This is a genomic window from Lelliottia sp. GFLA7 (genome assembly GCF_056490165.1).
Genome location: NZ_JBWLAQ010000003.1, coordinates 33646 through 56146 on the forward strand (window position 1 = coordinate 33646; position 22501 = coordinate 56146).

The 22501-nt window shown below is 53.0% G+C and carries 20 protein-coding genes; 15 read left to right on the forward strand and 5 right to left on the reverse strand.

Translation table 11 applies throughout. From position 1 onward, the window contains the following. Positions 1-329: 329 nt before the first annotated feature. A complete protein-coding gene (plsB, locus tag AC07RN_RS10445; protein ID WP_478336311.1) occupies positions 330-2750 on the reverse strand; it encodes a glycerol-3-phosphate 1-O-acyltransferase PlsB in 2421 nt (806 codons plus the stop codon). A gap of 154 nt (positions 2751-2904) precedes the next feature. Between plsB and AC07RN_RS10450 the strand changes: the two genes are divergently transcribed. The 4 genes from AC07RN_RS10450 to AC07RN_RS10465 all read left to right on the forward strand — a co-directional run bounded on the left by AC07RN_RS10450 (position 2905) and on the right by AC07RN_RS10465 (position 5732). After that, positions 2905-3273: a diacylglycerol kinase gene (locus tag AC07RN_RS10450; protein ID WP_011915508.1), complete on the forward strand. Its 369-nt coding sequence runs from the start codon at positions 2905-2907 to the stop codon at positions 3271-3273. Between the two features lie 109 nt (positions 3274-3382). Further along, complete coding sequence (gene lexA / locus AC07RN_RS10455) at positions 3383-3991, forward strand: transcriptional repressor LexA (RefSeq protein ID WP_478336312.1); 609 nt, start codon at positions 3383-3385, stop codon at positions 3989-3991. Between the two features lie 66 nt (positions 3992-4057). Further along, on the forward strand, positions 4058-5377 hold the full coding sequence (gene dinF / locus AC07RN_RS10460; protein ID WP_478336313.1) for an MATE family efflux transporter DinF: 1320 nt from the start codon (positions 4058-4060) through the stop codon (positions 5375-5377). A 145-nt stretch (positions 5378-5522) separates the two neighbouring features. Then, positions 5523-5732: a CsbD family protein gene (locus AC07RN_RS10465; RefSeq protein WP_059179840.1), complete on the forward strand. Its 210-nt coding sequence runs from the start codon at positions 5523-5525 to the stop codon at positions 5730-5732. Between the two features lie 84 nt (positions 5733-5816). On the opposite strand, the gene zur is transcribed toward AC07RN_RS10465, so the two are convergent. Further along, on the reverse strand, positions 5817-6332 hold the full coding sequence (gene zur, locus AC07RN_RS10470) for a zinc uptake transcriptional repressor Zur (protein WP_041689221.1): 516 nt from the start codon (positions 6330-6332) through the stop codon (positions 5817-5819). Between the two features lie 116 nt (positions 6333-6448). Between zur and AC07RN_RS10475 the strand changes: the two genes are divergently transcribed. From AC07RN_RS10475 to pspG, 4 genes are all read left to right on the forward strand, one after another. Next, on the forward strand, positions 6449-6937 hold the full coding sequence (locus tag AC07RN_RS10475; protein ID WP_235134513.1) for a cupin domain-containing protein: 489 nt from the start codon (positions 6449-6451) through the stop codon (positions 6935-6937). 218 nt (positions 6938-7155) lie between these two features. After that, positions 7156-8415, forward strand: coding sequence for a conjugal transfer protein TraF (locus AC07RN_RS10480; RefSeq protein ID WP_235135686.1), 1260 nt, complete (start codon positions 7156-7158; stop codon positions 8413-8415). An 81-nt stretch (positions 8416-8496) separates the two neighbouring features. Further along, positions 8497-9492: a tRNA dihydrouridine(20/20a) synthase DusA gene (gene dusA, locus AC07RN_RS10485; protein WP_011915515.1), complete on the forward strand. Its 996-nt coding sequence runs from the start codon at positions 8497-8499 to the stop codon at positions 9490-9492. A gap of 136 nt (positions 9493-9628) precedes the next feature. Further along, on the forward strand, positions 9629-9871 hold the full coding sequence (pspG, locus tag AC07RN_RS10490) for an envelope stress response protein PspG (RefSeq protein ID WP_235134514.1): 243 nt from the start codon (positions 9629-9631) through the stop codon (positions 9869-9871). 312 nt (positions 9872-10183) lie between these two features. Here the strand turns inward: pspG and AC07RN_RS10495 are convergent, their stop codons facing one another. Further along, positions 10184-11167 carry an NADPH:quinone reductase gene (locus AC07RN_RS10495; RefSeq protein ID WP_478336314.1) on the reverse strand — a complete coding sequence of 328 codons (984 nt, stop codon included), beginning with the start codon at positions 11165-11167 and terminating at the stop codon, positions 10184-10186. Positions 11168-11229: 62 nt separating this feature from the next. Between AC07RN_RS10495 and dnaB the strand changes: the two genes are divergently transcribed. From dnaB to AC07RN_RS10520, 5 genes are all read left to right on the forward strand, one after another. Next, on the forward strand, positions 11230-12642 hold the full coding sequence (gene dnaB, locus AC07RN_RS10500; protein WP_478336315.1) for a replicative DNA helicase: 1413 nt from the start codon (positions 11230-11232) through the stop codon (positions 12640-12642). A 153-nt stretch (positions 12643-12795) separates the two neighbouring features. Continuing rightward, positions 12796-13875, forward strand: a complete 1080-nt coding sequence (gene alr, locus AC07RN_RS10505; protein ID WP_011915519.1) for an alanine racemase — start codon at positions 12796-12798, stop codon at positions 13873-13875. Between the two features lie 140 nt (positions 13876-14015). Further along, positions 14016-15209, forward strand: coding sequence for an aromatic amino acid transaminase (gene tyrB, locus AC07RN_RS10510; RefSeq protein WP_478336316.1), 1194 nt, complete (start codon positions 14016-14018; stop codon positions 15207-15209). 193 nt (positions 15210-15402) lie between these two features. After that, positions 15403-16116 (forward strand): acid phosphatase AphA, encoded by a 714-nt coding sequence (aphA, locus tag AC07RN_RS10515; RefSeq protein ID WP_235134516.1) that lies wholly within the window; start codon positions 15403-15405, stop codon positions 16114-16116. Between the two features lie 117 nt (positions 16117-16233). Then, the gene (locus tag AC07RN_RS10520; protein ID WP_478336317.1) at positions 16234-16587 is read left to right on the forward strand and encodes an MmcQ/YjbR family DNA-binding protein; all 354 of its coding nucleotides are present in this window, start codon (positions 16234-16236) and stop codon (positions 16585-16587) included. Positions 16588-16590: 3 nt separating this feature from the next. Here the strand turns inward: AC07RN_RS10520 and uvrA are convergent, their stop codons facing one another. Then, a complete protein-coding gene (gene uvrA / locus AC07RN_RS10525; RefSeq protein ID WP_011915523.1) occupies positions 16591-19413 on the reverse strand; it encodes an excinuclease ABC subunit UvrA in 2823 nt (940 codons plus the stop codon). Between the two features lie 245 nt (positions 19414-19658). Between uvrA and ssb1 the strand changes: the two genes are divergently transcribed. Further along, on the forward strand, positions 19659-20189 hold the full coding sequence (gene ssb1 / locus AC07RN_RS10530) for a single-stranded DNA-binding protein SSB1 (protein WP_011915524.1): 531 nt from the start codon (positions 19659-19661) through the stop codon (positions 20187-20189). A gap of 98 nt (positions 20190-20287) precedes the next feature. Here ssb1 and AC07RN_RS10535 read toward each other — a convergent pair whose 3' ends face one another. Beyond that, positions 20288-20569 (reverse strand): YjcB family protein, encoded by a 282-nt coding sequence (locus AC07RN_RS10535; RefSeq protein WP_011915525.1) that lies wholly within the window; start codon positions 20567-20569, stop codon positions 20288-20290. A gap of 502 nt (positions 20570-21071) precedes the next feature. On the opposite strand from AC07RN_RS10535, the gene AC07RN_RS10540 reads away from it, so the two are divergent. After that, positions 21072-22475 (forward strand): sensor domain-containing diguanylate cyclase, encoded by a 1404-nt coding sequence (locus AC07RN_RS10540; RefSeq protein ID WP_449554932.1) that lies wholly within the window; start codon positions 21072-21074, stop codon positions 22473-22475. Positions 22476-22501: the final 26 nt, after the last annotated feature.

Below are 22501 nucleotides of genomic sequence, written 5' to 3' on the forward strand. Positions count from 1 at the left end.
TAGTGACCGTTTTTAGTGTTTGCTCCCTCTCCCGTGGGAGAGGGCTGGGGTGAGGGCAACAGACCGCACAAGGCCAAAAGCAAAACGGCAACCTCGTTGTCGTTTTTGATGTCTTCTCCCTCTCCCTGTGGGAGAGGGCTGGGGTGAGGGCATCAGACCGCACAAGGCCAAAAACAAAACGGTAACACCGTTGTCGTTTTTGATGTCTTCTCCCTCTCCCTGTGGGAGAGGGTTGGGGTGAGGGCATCAGGCCGCACAAGGCCAAAGCAAAACGGCAACCATCAGGTTGCCGTTTTAGTTTCCGCACTAAAGCGGATCGCAGAAACCCGCTACTCGTCCTGCGTTGCACTCTCAATCGTCAAACGCACATCAGACGTAATCAGTTCCGCCAGCATCTGATAAACCTTCATGGTTTCACCAGGCTCGGCATCTCCGGTATCGCTGATATAACCTTCGTCACGCAGCGTCAGCACCAATGAGCTAAACACCGCTTTATCGAAGAATTCTGGTGCGTTGATGCCGTGCAGCACAGACAAACGCTGAGCCAACGTGCGGCTCTCTTTTTCCAGCGTTCCACGGTTAATGGACGGATTAGCGCTCAGCAGCCAGAAGGTGATGGCGTAGCGTTGCAGCGTCTCTCGTGCGCCAGCAGCCAGCAGTTGAAGCGTGCGAGAACGTGACGGATTGATATGCAGCTCATCGCCTTTCACCGCGATCAACCCCTGACGGAGCAACTCTTCGGTCAATTTATCCAGCTCTGCCGCCAGCTCGTCTTTGCTCCAGCGCAGGAACAACTCCGCTTTCAACATCGGGTAAAGCACTTCAACATGACGCAGTATTTCCTGACGGGAAATACGACGGTGCTGAGTGATGATGGCAGCCATCAACGACGGCAGCATCAGCATATGCGCGATATTGTTGCGATAGTACGTCATCAACACCGCCTGCTCGCGCGGCAGAATGATGATGTCACCAATCGTGTCCTTCTCGACCTCGAACTTGTTCATTTGCAGCGCATGGTCAATCAGTTGACCCGCCGTCACAGACGGTACGGTTGAGTCCGTTGAGTACGGAACATGGCGCATCATGTCGAGATAACAGTCGAGCTGTTCGGTTAGCTGTTCGCGCGTCAGTGAGCGCTGACGCGAGGCCAGTAGCGCGGTACAACACAGGTTCATGGCGTTAGCCGCACCCGCATTGTTAATACGCACCATCAAATCGGCAGCAATATTGTTTACCGTAGGCGTCAACCACGCCGGGCGAATGGCTTCGATCGGATCGATAGACTCTCGCCATTCTGGTACATGCTGGTTCAGATACGTCATCAGTGGCATCGGTTCGCCAAAGTTAACGTAGCCCTGACCGAGATTACGCAGCTTGCTCAGACCGCGCAGCATCTGCGGTAAGCTCTCTTTCTCTTTCGTCGCGCCACGCAGCTCTTTAGCGTAAGTGCCCACTTCCATCACGTGCTCGTAACCGATATAAATCGGCACCAGCGTAATAGGACGTGTACCGCCGCGCAGCATGGCCTGAATGGTCATCGACAGCGTCCCGGTTTTCGGATCGAGCAGACGACCGGTACGGGAACGACCACCTTCGACAAAGTACTCTACGGAGTAGCCGCGGCTGAACAGTTCGCCCAGATATTCGCGGAATACCGTTGAATAGAGCTTGTTGCCCTTGAAGGTACGACGAATAAAGAACGCGCCCAGTCGGCGGAAAATCGGACCTGCTGGCCAGAAATTCAGGTTGATCCCGGCGGCGATATGCGGCGGAACCAGCCCCTGGTGATAGAGCACGTAGGAGAGCAGCAGATAATCCATGTGGCTGCGGTGGCAAGGCACATAGACAATCTCATGGCCGTCGTGGGCCAACTGGCGCACACGCTCGGCGTTGTGAACGTTAATCCCCTGGTACAGACGGTTCCAGGTGAAGCTCAGGATACGGTCAGACAGACGGATCATCTCGTAAGAGAAGTTCGCGGCAATCTCTTCCATCAGTGCGATAGCGTTTTGCTGCGCTTTCTCATGGGAGATTTTCTTGCTTCGCGCTTCGTCTTCAACCGCGCGAGCAATCGCTTTGGATGCCAGCAGTTTGTTGAACAGATCCTGACGCGCAGGTAAGCGTGGCCCCACAGCGGCTAAACGCTGACGGGCGAAGTGCATACGCGCAACGCGTGCCAGTTTTTGGGCGATAATTTTATCGGTGCCGTGCTCATCAGCCATGTGGCGTAACGACACCGACGGCGAGAAACGAACAAAACTATCGCGACCCAACCATGACACGGCAAAGAATTTTTGGACGCCGTTAAGCATGCGCAACGGCGGATTCTCTTCACCTTTTTGACGCCCTGGACGACGACCAAACATCACCGACACCGGCACCATCTGGACATCCAGATCGGGGTTGCTGCGGTGCAGATCAAGATAGTCGTGGAACAGTTTGATCGACTCTTCTTTCGGCGTGTAATAGGTAAACACGCGCGGCCCGCCGTGGATAAACACATAGCGAGGGAGAAGGGTGCCGTCGATTTCCAGGGGTTCCAAAGGATCCGGTAAATCGTGCGCCAGACATTGGGCGCGCAGCGTGAGTAAGTCTGCCTTCGAGTTATAAGGCAAAACGTACATAATAGGGCGTGAGGTATCGAGCCCTAATTCCAGCGCGGGTTCCGCCGGGATAGACTTACTTTTTACCAGTACGCTTAATGGTAAATTAAGTAATTTGTAGTAAATTCGTGGCCAGCCGGACATAAACGATGTAAAGCCTCTGGTTAATAATGCAATTGCGGCGCAAGGATAACAGAAAGCGCGCAAGATTTCTGTTGTTACCCGTCATACTTCAGGCTGCTGCGAAACCCGCCGCAGCCCTTGTTACTGACGCTAAATCTAATAAAAGGTTCTTTTAATGGCCAATAATACCACTGGGTTTACCCGAATCATCAAAGCTGCCGGTTATTCATGGAAAGGTTTCCGCGCGGCATGGATAAATGAAGCCGCCTTCCGGCAAGAAGGCGTTGCCGCAATTATTGCCGTGATTATCGCGTGCTTCCTTGATGTTGATGCTATCACCCGCGTACTTCTCATCAGCTCAGTACTGTTGGTGATGATAGTGGAAATTCTCAACAGCGCTATCGAAGCCGTTGTTGACCGTATTGGCTCTGATTTCCACGAACTTTCTGGTCGTGCGAAAGACATGGGCTCTGCCGCTGTACTGCTGGCGATTATCATCGCTGCCATTACCTGGGTCACCCTCCTTTGGTCACATTTTCGATAAGCTTTCAGGAATCGAATAAGTCTCTGGTTTTTTGTGCAGTTTTTGATTCCAAATTCGCCTTTGACTGTATATACTCACAGCATAACTGTATATACACCCAGGGGGCGGAATGAAAGCGTTAACGGCCAGACAGCAAGAGGTGTTTGATCTCATCAGGGATCACATCAGCCAGACGGGAATGCCACCCACGCGTGCGGAAATCGCACAGCGCCTGGGCTTCCGTTCACCAAACGCCGCGGAAGAGCATCTTAAAGCGCTGGCACGTAAAGGCGTTCTTGAGATTGTTTCAGGCGCGTCTCGCGGTATCCGCTTACTGGTGGAAGAAGAAACGGGCATCCCTCTTATCGGTCGCGTTGCGGCGGGTGAGCCGTTGCTGGCACAGCAGCACATTGAAGGCCACTATCAGGTTGATCCGGGTATGTTTAAGCCGAGCGCAGATTTCTTACTGCGTGTTAGCGGTATGTCCATGAAGGATATTGGTATTCTGGACGGCGATCTGTTGGCGGTACATAAAACTCAGGATGTGCGCAACGGACAGGTTGTTGTTGCGCGTATTGACGACGAAGTCACGGTTAAGCGCCTGAAAAAACAGGGTAACACCGTGCAACTTCTGCCTGAAAACAGTGAGTTTTCTCCGATTCTGGTGGATCTGCGCGAGCAAACCTTCTCTATTGAAGGGTTGGCGGTTGGCGTTATCCGCAACGGTGAATGGCTGTAATTTCTCTCTGACAGGCTGCGTCATCCACGCAGCCTGACTGTCTTATCTCGCTTCCGGTAATTTCCTATGTCTCTGCTGACAACTTCAGACAAGGCATTATGGCGTCTTGCGCTGCCAATGATTTTTTCCAATATCACCGTTCCTTTGCTTGGACTGGTGGATACGGGCGTCATTGGACATCTTGATTCTCCCGTCTATTTAGGTGGCATCGCGATTGGTGCGATGGCGACCAGCTTCCTCTTTATGCTGCTCCTGTTTTTGCGCATGAGCACGACCGGACTGACCGCCCAGGCCTTTGGCGCGAAAGATCCGGTACGCCTTGGGCGGGCGCTGGTTCAGCCGCTGATCCTGGCGTTAGGTGCCGGGCTACTGATTGTCGTATTGCGTACACCTCTGATCGATCTGGCGCTGCATATTGTCGGTGGCAGCGAAGCCGTGCTGGAACAGGCGCGCCGTTTTCTGGAGATTCGCTGGCTCAGCGCCCCTGCTTCACTCGCTAACCTCGTTCTGCTTGGCTGGCTACTCGGTGTGCAATATGTCCGTGCCCCGGTCATTTTGCTGGTGGTGGGGAATGTCCTGAATATCGTTCTCGATCTGTGGCTGGTGATGGGTTTGCATATGAATGTGCAGGGTGCCGCACTGGCAACCGTTGTCGCGGAATATGCCACGTTCTTTATCGGCTTATGGATGGTCAAACGTGTATTGGTGATGCGTGGCGTTTCGCTCGCGATGCTGAAAAATGCCTGGCGGGGCAATATGCGCAAGCTGCTGGCGCTGAACCGCGACATCATGTTGCGCTCTCTGTTGCTCCAGCTATGCTTCGGTGCGATGACCGTATTGGGCGCGCGTCTTGGGCCTGAGATCGTTGCGGTCAACGCGGTGCTGATGACGCTACTGACGTTTACCGCTTATGCGCTGGATGGTTTTGCCTATGCCGTTGAGGCCCACTCGGGTCAGGCATACGGTGCGCGGCAGGCCGGAAAATTACAAGAAGTCTGGCGTGCTGCCTGTCGTCAGTCCGGGTTGGTCGCACTGGTGTTTGCGCTGATTTACGCTCTCTTTGGTGGGCATATTGTCGCCCTTCTGACGTCATTACCTGAACTGCGTGAGCTGGCTCGTCATTACATTTTCTGGCAAGTGGTTTTACCGGTGGTGGGTGTCTGGTGTTATTTGCTGGATGGCATGTTCATTGGTGCGACCCGGGGCGCGGAAATGCGCAATAGCATGGCGGTCGCCGCGGCGGGTTTCGGTTTGACCTTGCTCACCGTCCCCTATTTGGGGAACCATGGTTTGTGGCTGGCGTTAGCTGTCTTTCTTGCTCTGCGAGGCCTGTCGCTGTGGGTTATCTGGCGGCGTCACTGGCGCAAAAACAGCTGGTTCTCGTAGCGGCTTCTTTTGGCAAAATGGTTAAAGATTCTGAATATCGAAACGACTGCCGAATCCTTATCTACAATTATTATCACGTCCAGCAGGAAATGAACGTAACGGACGATACAAATTTACGTGATAACCGAACGATGAGGACATGATTATGAATAAAGACGAAATCGGCGGTAACTGGAAACAGTTTAAAGGTAAAGCGAAAGAGCAGTGGGGTAAGCTGACTGACGATGATATGACCATTATCGAAGGTAAGCGTGACCAACTGGTCGGTAAAATTCAGGAACGTTACGGTTACCAGAAAGATCAGGCCGAGAAAGAGGTCGGTGATTGGGAAAAACGTCACGATTATCGCTGGTAGGTAATTCTGTAGCGAAAAGTTCTACCCGAAAATACATGGACGTACTATCCCTGAGGGCGGCTTAAAGGCCGCCCGATTTGCATTTTAGCGCGGCTTCTTTTTTACATGAATTGAGTGATCGTGCTGACACGCATCTTGATGACTGCACGCTTCCACCTCCACACAGGCCGAACACAGGCCATGTGCTTCAATCACATTATGACGTAGCGCAAAGCCCATTTTGGCCGCCAGCGAATGCATAATGTCTTCTACCCCTTCCGCCGCTTTTTCCTTCACGGCTCCGCATCGGTCGCAGATAAACATCGCAGATGTGTGCGTCGGTTGATCGAACAAGTGGCAAAGCACATAGCTGTTTGTTGATTCCACTTTATGCACAAAGCCTTGTTCCAGCAGGAAATCGAGCGCACGGTAAACCGTCGGCGGTTTAGCCTGCGGCTCGTTAACACGCAGCAGATCAAGCAAATCGTAAGCGCTGATCGCGTTTTGTTGGAGGCTCATCAGACGCAAAACTTCAAGGCGCTGCGGGGTCAGGCGCACATTGCGTTGCGCGCAGAGCTTTTCAGCTTGCACGAGCAGCTCCTGCGTTGTGGTCTTATCCATTTGCACCTCGAAGAGTAGTAGGCCGGAAAACCCCCACTTTATCATGTTCTGTTAAAAACGCCGAGATCCCACGCGGTGTGCTATACCTGACGCAACGCAATATGGGGAGATAAACAATGAAAAGACCTGACTGCATTCAACACTGGCGCGACGTCGAGGGAGCAGACGATTCGACGTATCCGGACAGTGAAGAACGCTTTGCAATTGGTGCGCCGCTGGCTCGCAAAATGGGGCTAAGGCGTATTGGAATCCATCATGAGCGCTTACCGCCGGGTCGTCGCACTTCCTATCCGCATGCAGAAAGTGACGAGGAAGAGTTTATCCACGTTATTGAAGGTCATCCGCAAGTGTGGATCAACGGTTATCTGTGGAAGCTAGAGCCAGGGGACAGCGTCGGTTTTCCTGCCGGAACGGGCGTATGCCACACCTTTATCAACAACACCGACGAAGATGTACGACTGCTGGTAGTAGGGGAAGCGAACAAAAAACACAACCGTATCTACTACCCGCTTAACCCGATGTATGCCGCCACTCGAGAAGACCGTTGGGTCGACCATCCCCCGCAGTTTTTTGGTCCCCATGACGGAAAACCTGGGCGAAAATAATTTCCTCTTCTATAAATATTGAGGGCCGTCACAAATACAATAGGCCAGTTGGGTGATTTAACTTAAGGAAATAGCAGGTCTTTTGGTTCCTATTCACAGCAATAGTTCGCTCCCGTATGGGCGTAAATAGCGGGGGTTGTTTAATAACACTATAAGACGGGCATACTGTGAAAAAAACTTTTAAATTTTCGGTGGTTAGCATTGCTGTATCTCTGCTGATGGCAAATCAGGCGTCTGCCGCTAATACCTGGACGGAAGCGCGTAGCGATGCAATGGGTGGTACGGGTGTGGCGGCGGGCAATTATGGCAGCGGGGTGTTAATCAACCCGGCGCTGTTGGCTAAAGCTAAACCGGATGATGACATTACCGTCATTTTGCCGTCCGTTGGCGCCAGAATTACGGATAAAGATAATCTTCAGGATCAAATCGACGACATCAGTGACAAAGTTGACCACTACAGCGATGTTGTGGACAGTCTAACTGCAGCAGAGATTATCGCTAACCCATTAGGTTCTGTTAATCAGTTCCAGGGCGCGGCAAAAGATCTCGCTGACGAACTCAGCAGTCTAAAAGGCAAAACGGCGCGGGCAAATGCGGGTGCAGGTATTGCGGTCAGTATTCCTAATAACGTGCTCTCAGTGGCCTTTGTGGCGAAAGGCAATGCGCATGCGCGCGTAAGCTCTTCTATCGATCAGCAAGATATCGACTATCTGCGCAGCATCCAGAACAGCAAAATTGTCGCGGGTGGGGTTGCACTGGACGCCGCATTAAACGGCACCGATCAAATTACCAAAAACCTTAACTCCACGGCGTCAGGCCGGGCAGCGATTGTCTCTGACTACGGTGTTGCGGTTGCCCGCCAGTTTGATATTGCGGATGTTCCAGTTTCCGTGGGTATCACACCAAAACTGCAGAAAACCTGGCTCTACAACTACACCACGTCCATTTACGACTACGACAGCAACGACTGGAACAGCAGCCGCTACCGTACAGACGATACCGGTTTTAACGTCGATGCCGGTGTGACCGCTGATTTTGGCGAAAACTGGACGGTAGGCTTGAGCGGGCAGAACCTGATGTCTCGTGATATCGATACCAAAGACATCCGTATCCGTAATGGCCGTACGGGAGAGGTGGTGAACTATAAAGATACCTACCAGATCCGTCCGTTGGTGACCGCTGGCGTGGCGTGGCACACCGATCTGCTGACCTTAACGGCTGATGGCGACCTCACCGAAACCAAAGGCTTCAAAAGTGAAGAAAACTCACAATACGTGGGCGTCGGTGCGGAAGTCACCCCGCTGAGCTGGCTGGCAGTCCGTGCCGGTTACCGTGCGGATGTGAAGGGTAACGATAGCAACGTGTTCACCGGTGGTGTCGGATTTGCACCGTTCAACACCGTCCATGTGGATCTGATGGGTCTGTATGGCGAAGACGAAACCTGGGGCGCCGGCGCGCAGTTGAGCGTGACGTTCTAAGGAGATCCGGAGGCCATGCGCCTCCGGTTTTCTTTGTGCTATAGTAGCGCCCCTTTTCCAGCAGATGCCTAAAACTTCGCCATGTCGTCAGAATTAAAGTCCACTTTCCCTGCACACCGTTTCTCCATCGCGCCGATGCTCGACTGGACGGACAGACATTGCCGCTACTTTCTGCGTCAGTTGTCTCGTCACACGCTGCTGTACACCGAAATGGTGACCACCGGAGCGATTATTCACGGTAAGGGCGACTATCTGGCCTACAGCGAAGAAGAGCATCCTGTGGCGCTGCAGTTGGGGGGCAGCGATCCTGCCGCGCTGGCAGAATGTGCAAAGCTTGCAGAAGCGCGTGGCTACGACGAAATTAACCTCAATGTGGGTTGTCCGTCCGATCGCGTGCAGAACGGCATGTTTGGCGCCTGTCTGATGGGCAACGCGCAGCTGGTGGCTGATGGCATTAAAGCGATGCGCGACGTGGTGTCGATTCCTGTTACCGTCAAAACGCGTATTGGAATCGACGATCAGGACAGCTACGAATTCCTGTGTGATTTCATTGATACCGTTGCCGGGAAAGGCGAGTGCGAGACGTTTATCATTCACGCACGCAAAGCCTGGCTGTCGGGTCTTAGCCCGAAAGAAAACCGCGAGATCCCGCCGCTGGATTACCCGCGTGTGTATCAACTCAAGCGTGATTTTCCGCATCTGACGATGTCGATCAACGGTGGCATTAAATCTCTCGAAGAGGCTAAAACGCACCTGCAGCATATGGATGGCGTGATGGTTGGGCGTGAGGCGTACCAAAATCCGGGTATTCTGGCGACGGTCGACCGCGAAATCTTCGGTATTGAGGGTGCGGACAGCGATCCGGTTGCCGTGGTGCGTGCGATGTATCCCTACATCGAACGTGAGCTGAGCAATGGCACCTATCTGGGGCACGTCACCCGCCATATGCTTGGGCTTTTCCAGGGAATTCCGGGCGCGCGTCAATGGCGTCGTTACCTGAGTGAAAATGCGCATAAAGCGGGCGCAGATATTGAAGTGCTGGAACACGCTCTGCGCCTGGTCGCCGACAAACGATAATTTTCACTAAAAGATCGTCAAATTCACCACGCCCTGCACATCGCTGCGGGGCGTTTTTTTTCTAAATCAGTAAGTTAATTTTGGCACGTTTCTTGTAATAGCTTTGGCATCGTTGTGGGATATTCGGGAGAGCGCCATGCTAGAACTACTTTTTGTGATTGGATTTTTTGTCATGCTGATGGTGACGGGTATTTCATTGCTCGGGATTATCGCCGCGCTGGTTGTCGCCACGGCGCTGATGTTCGTCGGCGGGTTGTTTGCGCTGATGATCAAACTGTTGCCGTGGTTACTGCTGGCGATTGCGGTTGTGTGGGTCATAAGGGCAGTGAAACCGCCAAAAGTCCCAAATTATCAGCGCAATAACCGCTTTCGTTACTAAGGTATTGAGGCGTTCGTCACATACCTGTAACTTTTCCGGCAGCACGGCTTAGAACAGAATAGGATTTACTTATCAAATCTGTCACTATTGTTGCCGTTAAAGAATTCATCGCGCTGTACCCTACATACAGCCGAACTAAAAAAAGAAAGGGCTTCCCACGGGAAGCCCAATTTCTTATATCCCCGTCATAATTCAAGCCGCAGATGCGTTGGCTGCTTTCATTCACCCCAGTCATTTACTTGCGTAAGCTCCCGGGGATTTATTCAATTGCCGCCTTTCTGCAACATGAATTATTGAGGGGAAACGAGCAAATTAGGGAAGCAGCAAACTCGATCCCTCTGTCGCACGACTTTCCAGCACCTCATGCGCGCGCTGCGCCTCGCTCAGCGGATATTTCTGCGCATCAGACACATCCACTTTAATGACGCCGCTGGCGATCAACGAGAACAATTCGTTACTGGCTTCGGTCAATTCATCACGCGTAGTGATATATCCCTGAAGGGAAGGGCGAGTCACATACAGCGAGCCTTTCTGGTTCAAAATGCCCAGGTTAACGCCCGTCACTGCGCCGGAGGAATTACCAAAGCTCACCATCAGCCCGCGGCGTTGCAGGCAATCCAGCGAGGCTTCCCAGGTGTCTTTCCCCACAGAGTCATACACCACGCGCAGCTTTTTACCGCCGGTGATCTCTTTCACCCGCTCCGCAATGATCTCTTCACGATAGTTAATCACTTGCCATGCACCAGCCTGTTTTGCACGCTGCGCCTTTTGCGCACTGCCGACGGTGCCGATCAGTTTTGCGCCCAGCGCCTTCGCCCACTGACAGGCGATTAACCCTACGCCGCCTGCGGCAGCATGGAACAGGAACGGCTCATCCGGTTTGATTTCGTAGGTTTTACGCAGCAGATAGAAGACCGTTAGCCCTTTGAGAAATGATGCTGCGGCTTGCTCAAACGAGATGGCATTGGGCAGTACTGCAGCTTTATCGGCAGGGACGTTATGAACAGAGCTGTAAGCACCCAGCGCCGACTGCGCATACACCACGCGGTCGCCTTCTTTAATATGCTTAACGGCGCTGCCGACTTTGACCACCACGCCCGCCGCTTCGGTTCCCAAACCGCTCGGCATGGTCGGTGGCGGATACAGCCCGCCGCGAATATAGGTGTCGATGTAGTTGATGCCAATCGCTTTATTTTCTACCTGGACTTCGTTCTCACCAGGCGCGGCTGGAGTGAACTCCACCGCTTTGAGTACTTCGGGGCCACCATGCTTGTGAAATTCAATGCGCGTTGCCATGATTCCTCCAGAAAATGTGGTAATCTTTCGACCCATTCTTTATCTCGGTAACTCCATTCACTATGGCAGGAAATAAACCCTTCAACAAACAGACTGAACCCCGTGACCGCGACCTCCAGGTTGCCGGGCTAAAGGTCCCGCCGCACTCGATTGAAGCGGAACAGTCGGTGTTGGGCGGTTTAATGCTGGACAACGAACGCTGGGACGATGTCGCCGAGCGTGTCGTGTCTGACGATTTCTATACCCGTCCGCACCGCCATATTTTCACCGAAATGGCGCGTCTGCAGGAGTCGGGCAGCCCGATTGACCTGATCACGCTCGCGGAATCGCTTGAGCGTCAGGGGCAACTGGATAGCGTCGGTGGTTTCGCCTACCTCGCAGAGTTATCAAAAAACACGCCAAGTGCGGCGAACATCAGCGCGTACGCTGACATTGTGCGCGAACGTGCGGTTGTGCGTGAAATGATCGCCGTAGCAAACGAAATCGCCGAAGCCGGTTTTGATCCACAGGGCCGGACCAGTGAAGATCTGCTGGATCTCGCGGAATCACGCGTATTTAAAATTGCCGAAAGCCGGGCAAATAAAGATGACGGCCCGCGCAATATCGCCGACGTGCTTGATTCGACGGTTGCGCGCATCGAAGCGCTGTTCCAGCAGCCGCACGACGGCGTCACGGGCGTGAACACCGGTTATGACGACCTGAATAAAAAAACCGCCGGTTTGCAGCCGTCGGATCTGATTATTGTCGCGGCACGTCCGTCGATGGGTAAAACGACATTTGCGATGAACATCGTCGAAAATGCGGCGATGTTGCAGGATAAACCGGTACTTATCTTTAGTCTGGAAATGCCTTCAGACCAGATCATGATGCGTACCCTGGCGTCGCTGTCACGCGTCGATCAGACCCGCATCCGTACCGGCCAGCTCGATGATGAGGACTGGGCGCGCATCTCTGGCACCATGGGCATCCTGCTGGAAAAACGTAATATTTATATCGATGACTCTTCCGGCCTGACGCCGTCCGAAGTGCGCTCGCGCGCGCGTCGTATTGCCCGTGAGCACGGCGGCATTGGTCTCATCATGATCGACTACCTGCAGCTGATGCGCGTTCCGTCGCTGTCGGATAACCGTACGCTGGAAATCGCCGAAATATCTCGCTCGCTCAAGGCGTTAGCGAAAGAATTACAGGTGCCCGTCGTCGCACTTTCTCAGCTTAACCGCTCCCTGGAGCAACGTGCTGACAAGCGCCCGGTTAACTCAGACTTGCGTGAATCTGGCTCCATCGAGCAGGATGCCGACTTGATCATGTTCATCTATCGTGACGAGGTTTATCACGAAAACAGCGACATGAAAGGCATCGCAGAAATCATTATTGGTAAGCAGCGTAACGGCCCGATCGGTACGGTGCGCCTGACCTTTAACGGACAATGGTCGCGCTTCGATAATTATGCGGGACCTCAATACGACGACGAATAATTCCTCGTCATCCTTCGCGCCACAGCGGCGTTGGCTTTACCCGTTCACCCCGGTCGCTTAGTTATCTAATCACCCGGGGATTTACAGTCTTGCCGCCTTGCTGTGACGCAAATGATTTAGAGGAATACTTTTTCTTTACGGCAAGGAATTCAAATGCAAGCGGCAACTGTAGTCATTAACCGCCGCGCTCTGCGACACAACCTGCAACGTCTGCGTGAACTGGCGCCCGCCAGTAAACTCGTTGCAGTCGTGAAAGCGAACGCTTACGGACACGGTCTTCTTGAGACCGCGCGAACGCTCCCTGATGCCGATGCCTTTGGCGTCGCCCGTCTCGAAGAAGCCCTACGCTTACGCGCGGGCGGTATTACGCAACCCATTCTGTTGTTAGAAGGTTTCTTTGAAGCTACTGACCTGACGACGATTGCCGATCAGCATCTGCACACCGCAATTCATAATGAAGAACAGCTGCTGGCGTTGGAAACGGCTGAACTGAGCGAACCGGTGACCGTGTGGATGAAGCTTGATACGGGCATGCATCGCCTGGGCGTGCGTCCGGAACAGGCCGAGGCGTTTTATCAGCGCTTAAGCCAGTGCAAAAACGTGCACCAGCCGGTGAATATCGTCAGCCATTTTGCCCGCGCCGACGAACCGGAATGTGGCGCAACGGAGCAGCAGCTCGATATTTTTAATACCTTTTGCGAAGGCAAACCGGGCATGCGTTCCATCGCGGCCTCTGGCGGCATTTTGCTGTGGCCGCAATCGCACTTTGACTGGGCGCGGCCTGGCATCATTCTTTACGGCGTTTCACCGCTGGAAAACAAACCCTGGGGCCCTGATTTTGGTCTGCAGCCGGTAATGTCTTTGGTGTCGAACCTGATCGCTGTGCGCGAGCACAAAGCGGGTGAACCGGTTGGTTATGGCGGCACATGGGTGAGCGAGAGCGATACGCGCCTGGGCGTTGTGGCGATGGGTTATGGCGACGGTTATCCGCGCGCGGCACCTTCGGGAACGCCAGTGCTGGTGAATGGCCGTGAGGTGAAGATTGTCGGCCGTGTCGCGATGGACATGATTTGCGTCGATCTGGGGCCAGACGCTCAGGATAAAGCGGGTGATGCCGTTGTGCTGTGGGGCGAAGGTTTGCCTGTTGAGCGGATTGCTGAAATCACGAAAGTGAGTGCTTACGAACTTATCACGCGTCTGACGTCTCGCGTGGCGATGAAATACATCGACTAACCTGTTTTCTTCTTTTGACGGGGCATTTGGGGTGCAGGCAAACAGGCCGTACCCCAACTTCATTAACATCCTCTCGACCTTCTTTCACTTCCGGTTTATTGTTGAAATACCTGCCTCTTAGATATCCGGAGAACCATCGCGTGTTCCAGAAAGTTGACGCCTACGCCGGCGACCCCATCCTCTCCTTAATGGAGCGTTTTAAAGAAGATCCGCGCAGCGACAAAGTGAACCTGAGCATCGGTCTGTATTACAACGAAGACGGCATTATTCCTCAGCTAAAAGCCGTCACCGAAGCCGAAGCGCGCATGAATTCAGTGCCGCATGGCGCGTCGCTTTATCTGCCGATGGAAGGGCTGAACACCTATCGCAATACCATTGCGCCGCTGCTTTTCGGGGCCGATCATTTGGTGTTGCAGAAAAAGCGTGTGGCGACTATTCAGACGCTGGGCGGCTCCGGTGCGCTGAAGGTCGGTGCAGACTTTTTGAAGAAATACTTCCCGGAATCAGGCGTATGGGTCAGCGACCCTACATGGGAAAACCACGTCGCGATCTTTGAAGGCGCGGGTTTTGTCGTGAACACCTATCCGTGGTTCGACAATGAAACCAACGGCGTGCGCGTTAATGCGCTTCTGGAAAAGCTCAATACGCTCCCGGAACGCAGCATTGTCCTGCTGCATCCGTGCTGCCATAACCCGACCGGCGCTGATCTGACCAACGATCAGTGGGATGCGGTGATTGAGGTTCTGAAAACACGCAATCTGCTCCCGTTCCTCGATATCGCCTATCAGGGCTTCGGCGCAGGCATGGAAGAAGATGCCTACGCCATTCGCGCCATTGCCAGCGCCGGATTGCCTGCACTGGTCAGCAACTCCTTCTCAAAAATCTTCTCACTGTACGGCGAGCGTGTCGGCGGCTTGTCCGTTATCTGTGAAGATGAAGAGGCCGCCGGGCGTGTGCTGGGGCAACTTAAAGCCACCGTTCGCCGTATCTATTCAAGCCCGCCGGCCTTTGGCGCGCAGGTAGTGGCGACCGTTCTCGGTGACGACGAGTTGAAATCGCTGTGGCTTGCGGAAGTCGAAGCCATGCGTAAGCGAATCCTGGCGATGCGTCAGGAACTGGTGAACGTACTGAAAGAGACCGTGCCGGGGCATAACTTTGATTATCTGCTCAAACAGCGCGGTATGTTCAGTTACACCGGTCTGAGCGCGGCACAGGTCGACCGTCTGCGTGAAGAGTTTGGCGTCTACCTGATCGCCAGTGGCCGCATGTGTGTCGCGGGTCTAAACGCCCACAACGTCCAGCGTGTTGCACAGGCGTTCGCTGCTGTGATGTAAGTGCTTACCAACAAACCCTCTCTCACGCAGAGAGGGTTCGTATCTGACGGCTGCCTCTGTGATATCCCTCATTCTACCAGGGTTAATATTAAGAATTGTCTTCCCATCATCTGCTTCAGAGGTTATGGTCTGATAGTTTTTTGACCATTCGCTCAATTTAAAAGCATAAAAAATAGAATATTCAGGGGAATACATGCGCAAGATCACACTGGCGCTCAGCGCCGCCTGCTTATTGTTCTCGCTAAATAATGCAGTCGTCGCCCGCGCTTCTGCACCGACACCACTTTATACCGGTACTACCGCCGCCATTTTGGCTGAACAAGCCCCCATTCACTGGGTCTCTGTGGCACAAATTGAAAACAGTCTGATGGGCCGCGCGCCTATGGCTGTCGGTTTCGATATCGACGATACCGTCCTTTTCTCGAGCCCTGGCTTCTGGCGCGGTAAAAAAACCTTCTCGCCAGCCAACGAGGAATACCTCAAAAATCCTGAATTCTGGGAAAAAATGAATAACGGCTGGGATGAATTCAGCATTCCGAAAGAAGTCGGCCGCGCGCTGATCGCCATGCACGTTAAACGCGGCGACAGTATCTATTTCGTGACGGGTCGTAGCCAGACCAAAACCGAAACAGTCTCTAAAACGCTGCAGGGCGATTTTGCGATTCCGTCTGCAAACATGAATCCGGTGATTTTTGCGGGCGACAAAGCGGGGCAAAACACCAAAACACAGTGGCTGGAACAGAAAAATATCAAAGTTTTCTATGGTGATTCGGATAACGATATCACTGCAGCCCGCGATGTCGGTGCCAGAGGCATCCGCGTGTTACGGGCTTCAAACTCGACATATCGTCCGTTGCCGATGGCGGGAGCGTTCGGGGAAGAGGTGATTGTAAATTCCGAATACTGAGTTGTGATTATTTTTTGAACAAATCAGGCTTGCCTGGGTTTACCTTTCGCCGTCTTGCTGCACACTTAAAGGGGCAGTTTCTCAGGTCGCATTCAACCCACTGAAAGGGGAACACAGATGACAGTTTCGGAGATATTGCAATACTGCATGAACAAAACCGGCGCTGAACAAAGCGTTCACAGCGAATGGAAAGCCACGCAAATCAAAGTGGCCGATGTGTTGTTTGCGATGGTGAAAGATGTCGAAGGTCGTCCGGCAGCCTCGTTAAAAACCAGTCCGGAGCTCGCGGATTTGCTGCGTCAGCAGCACAGCGATGTGCGTCCCAGCAAGCATCTGAATAAAGCGCACTGGAGCACGATTTATCTCGACGGATCGCTGCCGGATTCGCAGATTTACTATCTGGTGGATGCGTCTTATCAGCAGGCCATCGAGTTGCTGCCGGACACGACCCGGCAGCAACTTTCAGTCTAAGAACTACAGCAGAGGTTTCAGGAAGCGCGCGGTGTGCGAGGCTTCGCACTCAGCCACCGTCTCTGGCGTACCGGAGACAAGGATTTCACCGCCGCCGCTGCCGCCTTCTGGACCCAGATCCACAATCCAGTCAGCGGTTTTGATGACGTCCAGGTTGTGCTCAATCACCACGATCGTGTTGCCCTGATCGCGCAACTGATGCAGCACCTCAAGCAACTGCTGAATATCGGCAAAGTGCAAACCGGTGGTCGGTTCGTCCAGGATATACAGCGTCTGACCCGTCCCGCGTTTCGACAGCTCACGCGCCAGCTTCACGCGCTGTGCCTCACCGCCGGACAGCGTTGTCGCCGATTGCCCCAGACGAATGTAGGTCAACCCCACGTCCATCAGCGTTTGCAGCTTACGCGCCAGCGCAGGCACTGCATCAAAGAACTCACGCGCTTCTTCGATGGTCATATCCAGCACTTCGTGGATCGTTTTGCCTTTGTACTTAATCTCCAGCGTTTCGCGGTTATAGCGTTTGCCTCTGCACTGATCGCACGGCACATAAATATCCGGCAAGAAGTGCATTTCGACTTTGATCACGCCGTCACCCTGACAGGCTTCACAGCGTCCGCCGCGCACGTTAAAGCTGAAACGTCCCGGCGTATACCCGCGCGAACGTGATTCAGGAACACCGGCAAACAGTTCACGTACAGGCGTAAACACGCCGGTATAGGTCGCCGGGTTAGAGCGCGGCGTACGACCAATCGGGCTTTGGTCGATATCGATAACTTTATCGAAATGTTCCAGGCCATGAATCTCGCGATATGGCGCGGGTTCTGCCAGCGTTGCGCCGTTTAGCTGAGTCTGCGCAATCGGGAACAGCGTGTCGTTAATCAGCGTCGATTTACCGGAACCCGACACGCCTGTTACGCAGGTGAACAGCCCCACCGGCAGCGTCAGAGTCACATCTTTCAGGTTGTTGCCACGCGCACCGGTTAGTTTCAACACTTTTTCCGGATTGGCCGCGACGCGCTGCTTCGGTACTTCAATTTTACGTTTTCCGCTCATGAACTGGCCGGTCAAGGATTCCGGCACCGCCATAATGTCTTTCAGCGTGCCTTCGGCCACGACCTGACCACCGTGCACGCCAGCACCAGGACCGATGTCGATCACATGGTCAGCGGCGCGGATCGCATCTTCATCGTGCTCAACCACAATCACCGTATTGCCGAGGTTACGCAGATGAATCAGCGTGCCGAGCAGACGCTCGTTATCGCGCTGGTGCAAGCCGATTGACGGCTCATCCAGCACGTACATCACGCCAACCAGACCCGCACCAATCTGGCTTGCCAGACGGATACGCTGCGCTTCACCGCCGGAGAGGGTTTCTGCCGAGCGAGAAAGTGACAGATAGTTCAGGCCGACGTTGACCAGGAACTTCAGACGATCGCCGATCTCTTTCAGGATTTTCTCGGCAATTTGCGCGCGTTGGCCCGCAAGCTTGAGATTCGTGAAGAAATCCATTGCATGGCCGATGCTCATATCCGAGATGGTCGGCAGCGCCGTGTTCTCGACAAAGACGTGGCGAGCCTCGCGCTTCAGACGCGTACCCTCACAGGAGGTACAGGAACGGTTGCTGATAAATTTCGACAGTTCTTCGCGCACGGCGCTGGATTCTGTCTCTTTATAACGGCGTTCCATGTTATGCAGCACGCCTTCAAACGGATGGCGACGCACGGAAGTATCGCCGCGATCGTTCATGTATTTGAATTCAATATTCTCTTTTCCAGAACCGTACAGCACCACTTTATGAACATTTGCGCCCAGGCTGCCCCACGGTGCATCAACGTCGAATTTGTAGTGCTCCGCCAGTGATTTCAGCATCTGGAAATAGTAGAAATTACGGCGATCCCAGCCGCGAATCGCACCACCCGCCAGCGAAAGCTCGGGATTCTGGATCACGCGATCCGGATCGAAATATTGCTGCACGCCCAGACCGTCGCAGGTTGGACACGCACCCGCCGGGTTGTTGAACGAGAACAGACGCGGTTCCAGCTCGCGCATGCTGTAGCCGCAAATCGGACAGGCAAAGTTCGCCGAGAAGAGCAGCTCTTCGGCTTTTGGATCGTCCATGTCAGCCACAATCGCCGACCCACCGGAGAGATCCAGCGCGGTTTCAAACGATTCGGCTAAGCGCTGCGTGAGGTCTTCACGCACTTTAAAGCGGTCAATGACCACTTCAATGGTGTGTTTCTTTTGCAGCTCAAGTTTTGGCGGATCGGACAGATCGCACACTTCACCGTCGATACGGGCGCGGATGTAACCCTGGCTTGCCAGGTTCTCCAGCGTTTTCGCGTGCTCGCCTTTTCGGTCTTTAATGATGGGGGCCAGCAACATCAGGCGTTTGCCTTCCGGCTGTGCCAGCACGTTATCCACCATTTGGCTGACGGTTTGCGCCGCCAGCGGCACGTCATGGTCCGGGCAGCGCGGTTCGCCTACGCGGGCAAACAGCAGGCGCAGGTAGTCGTGAATTTCAGTAATGGTGCCGACCGTTGAGCGCGGGTTGTGCGATGTTGATTTTTGCTCAATAGAAATGGCAGGCGATAACCCTTCAATGTGGTCAACGTCCGGCTTTTCCATCAGCGACAAAAACTGACGCGCATAGGCAGAAAGCGATTCAACGTAACGGCGCTGTCCTTCGGCATACAAGGTGTCGAAAGCCAGTGATGATTTGCCAGACCCCGAAAGCCCGGTCACGACAATAAGCTTGTCGCGAGGGATTATGAGGTTGATATTCTTGAGATTATGGGTGCGGGCGCCCCGTACTTCGATCTTATCCATTCACCTTTCCCGGTAGAGACTCGGATGCCTGGTTTGTTTGAAGGACAAACGGCAGAAACGGCTAATTATGACACAATCCGACCTGTTTGAATATACAGTATTGGAATGCATTTTCTGATTCGTTGTGTAACAATGTCGAGTTCGCAAGAGAACTCTGGAACATGCTACGCAACTATCAAAATGCTACATGGAAATGATACACTCGCGCGTTACACTATTAAGAAACGAATTCAGGAGACACGATCATGGCCAGCAGAGGCGTAAACAAGGTGATTCTCGTCGGTAATCTGGGCCAGGACCCGGAAGTACGCTACATGCCGAGTGGTGGTGCAGTTGCCAACATTACGCTGGCTACTTCCGAATCCTGGCGTGATAAAGCGACCGGTGAGATGAAAGAGCAGACTGAATGGCATCGCGTTGTGCTGTTCGGCAAACTGGCCGAAGTGGCTGGTGAATATCTGCGTAAAGGTTCTCAGGTGTATATCGAAGGTCAGCTTCGTACCCGTAAATGGACCGATCAGTCCGGTGCAGAGAAGTTCACGACTGAAGTCGTGGTTAACGTTGGCGGCACCATGCAAATGCTGGGTGGCCGTCAGGGCGGTGGTGCTCCGGCAGGCGGCGGTCAGCAGCAGCAGGGCAGCTGGGGTCAACCCCAACAGCCACAGGGCGGCGGCAACCAGTTCAGCGGCGGCGCGCAGTCTCGTCCGCAACAGCAGTCCGCACCGGCACCGTCTAACGAACCCCCAATGGATTTCGACGACGACATTCCGTTCTGATTGTTATAGACGACATGTTTTGTATTGCCAGAAGCCCTGCATTTGCAGGGCTTTTTGTTTCAGAAAGTCGATGCGTTACGCGAAAATTGCGCGATTGATCAGGTGATGACCATCGGCCAGTCGGGTGGGGTATGGCTCATGGCTTCCACCATGACGACTTTCACATTGCTCCAGATAGTTGCCACGTCCGCCATCGTAATGCCCAGTAAGCCCGTCGCAAACCAGCATGCTGCGCCCAGTCCCAATAAGGTGCTGATCACGGCGAGCCCTGCATAATCTGATTTACGGAACTGAATATTGAGCGTGCTGGCTAAAAACATCATCACTGCACTCAATAACGGCCAGCGCAAAAGAACCATGCTGGTAGTAATGGTTGCCATAAAACCTATCCTCGAGATAACAAAAAAGTAACAATGAAACGGCGTTTCACGTTGCAAAATATGTGTGAACTATATCACGTTTGTTCTTTTATTCGCCAGTGCTGTTGCTGGAAAACTGTGCGTGACAAGCCGCTTCTGCGTAAGGATTCGTTGTCGTGAAAATATATCTTCGCAGGCGAAGGGACAGTTTAACTGTGTGTTCATAAGGAATTCATTAGGATAGCGAAAAGGGGGGTGGCTTAGGTGAGGAGCGAGAATATTTACAGTATTACTACTATGACTTATGCTTGAACGGACAATTAATTATACGCACAGCTAATAACTCAACTTTCTGAATTAATAGATTATTTGTTCTCATTGTCATTTCTTCTTCACACATGCAATTTTTATATTTACATAAGTATGCGCTGTCTTTAAATAATCATTAAATCAATTTTTATACGAATGTTGAGTTATTCGTTATGCCCGATTTATATTATTCAATCACCTGCGAATAAAAATGATGAAAGACACATGCCGCGAAGTGATTAACGACAGCATGCTGGCTTTGCATGCTTTAGCAAAGCTGATGCCGCTGCTTACTCTTCAGCGTTCGCTGTCTGAGATGCTGGAAACGATCAACCGTACGCTTGGCTCGACGCTTGCCTGGGTCAGTATCGATGATGAAAGCGCTCAGTCGCGCGTCGTTTGCGCGGGGGAGGTGATTTGTCACCCTTTTGAAGTGACGGATTTCCTGGCCAGCACGTTGCTGCAACAGCATCACCGCGCGTGGCGGTCTATTTACTGGAAAGAAAACGTCGGCAGGGTAATATTTTCACCCCAGCATCCAGGGCATGCGCAATTACAAAGCGGGGTGTTATGTAAATTATCCTCCCGGGATGGACGTTGCAGCGGCTATTTCTTTCTCGCGTTTTCGCAGCGTATTGATACGTTGCCCGTGCTGAAAAATATTGTTGTTGTTCTCGCTGAAAAGCTCAAAGATTATTTTGCCGAAATTATTTCCCGAGAGCGCACGGCCATTGAGATGCAGCGTGTGGTGACTCAATATAAAACGTTGTTTGAACGTGCCCCGGTATTAATGACCTCTTTTGATCGACATAACCGTTGCGTGTTGTGGAACGGTGAATGCGAAAAAGTATTCGGCTGGAGCATGGTGGAAATCAATGCCCATCCCGATCCTCTGGCGCTTTTTTATCCCGATCCCGAAGAGCGCCGACGGGTGCGTGATTCAATCCATATCTCGTCCCTGAAAGATATGTACGAGTGGCACCCGCTGCGAAAAGACGGATCACAACTCACGATTTTGTGGTCGAATATTCTGCTGCCCGATGGCTCTATTTTGAACATTGGTCTGGATATCACCGAACGCAAAAAAGCGGAACGTCAGCTGGCGTTGAGGGCCACCACTGACGATCTCACCGGCTGTTTTAATCGCTCCGCTATTTTGCAGAAGCTTCAAGCGGCGACGGAGCAACATCAGCCGTCAGAAACGGGAAGCCCTTTCTGCGTGTTGATGTTCGATCTCGACTATTTCAAACAGATTAATGATGAGTGGGGCCATCAGGTCGGAGATGCGGCCCTGGTCTATTTTTGCGACCGGCTGCGTGAGTTGAGCCCGAGACTCTCTGCTCTAGGGCGGGTTGGCGGCGAGGAGTTTTTGCTTCTGCTCACGCAAGCCGATAGCCAGGCAGCGATGGCGCTTTCCACACTGCTGCGTTCCTCGCTCTTTGACAGACCCATGCGGGTCGAAGACAAATCGTTGGTTCTTTCCTTTAGTGCGGGTGTGGTAGAGGTCTGTCATGGTCAACGCGATACCTCTTCACTGCTTACGCGTGCCGATAAAGCGTTATATGATGCAAAACGTAGCGGAAGAGGAAAAACGGTGATCGCGATTGATTATTTATAAATCATCATTCGTAATGTTTATCTGCA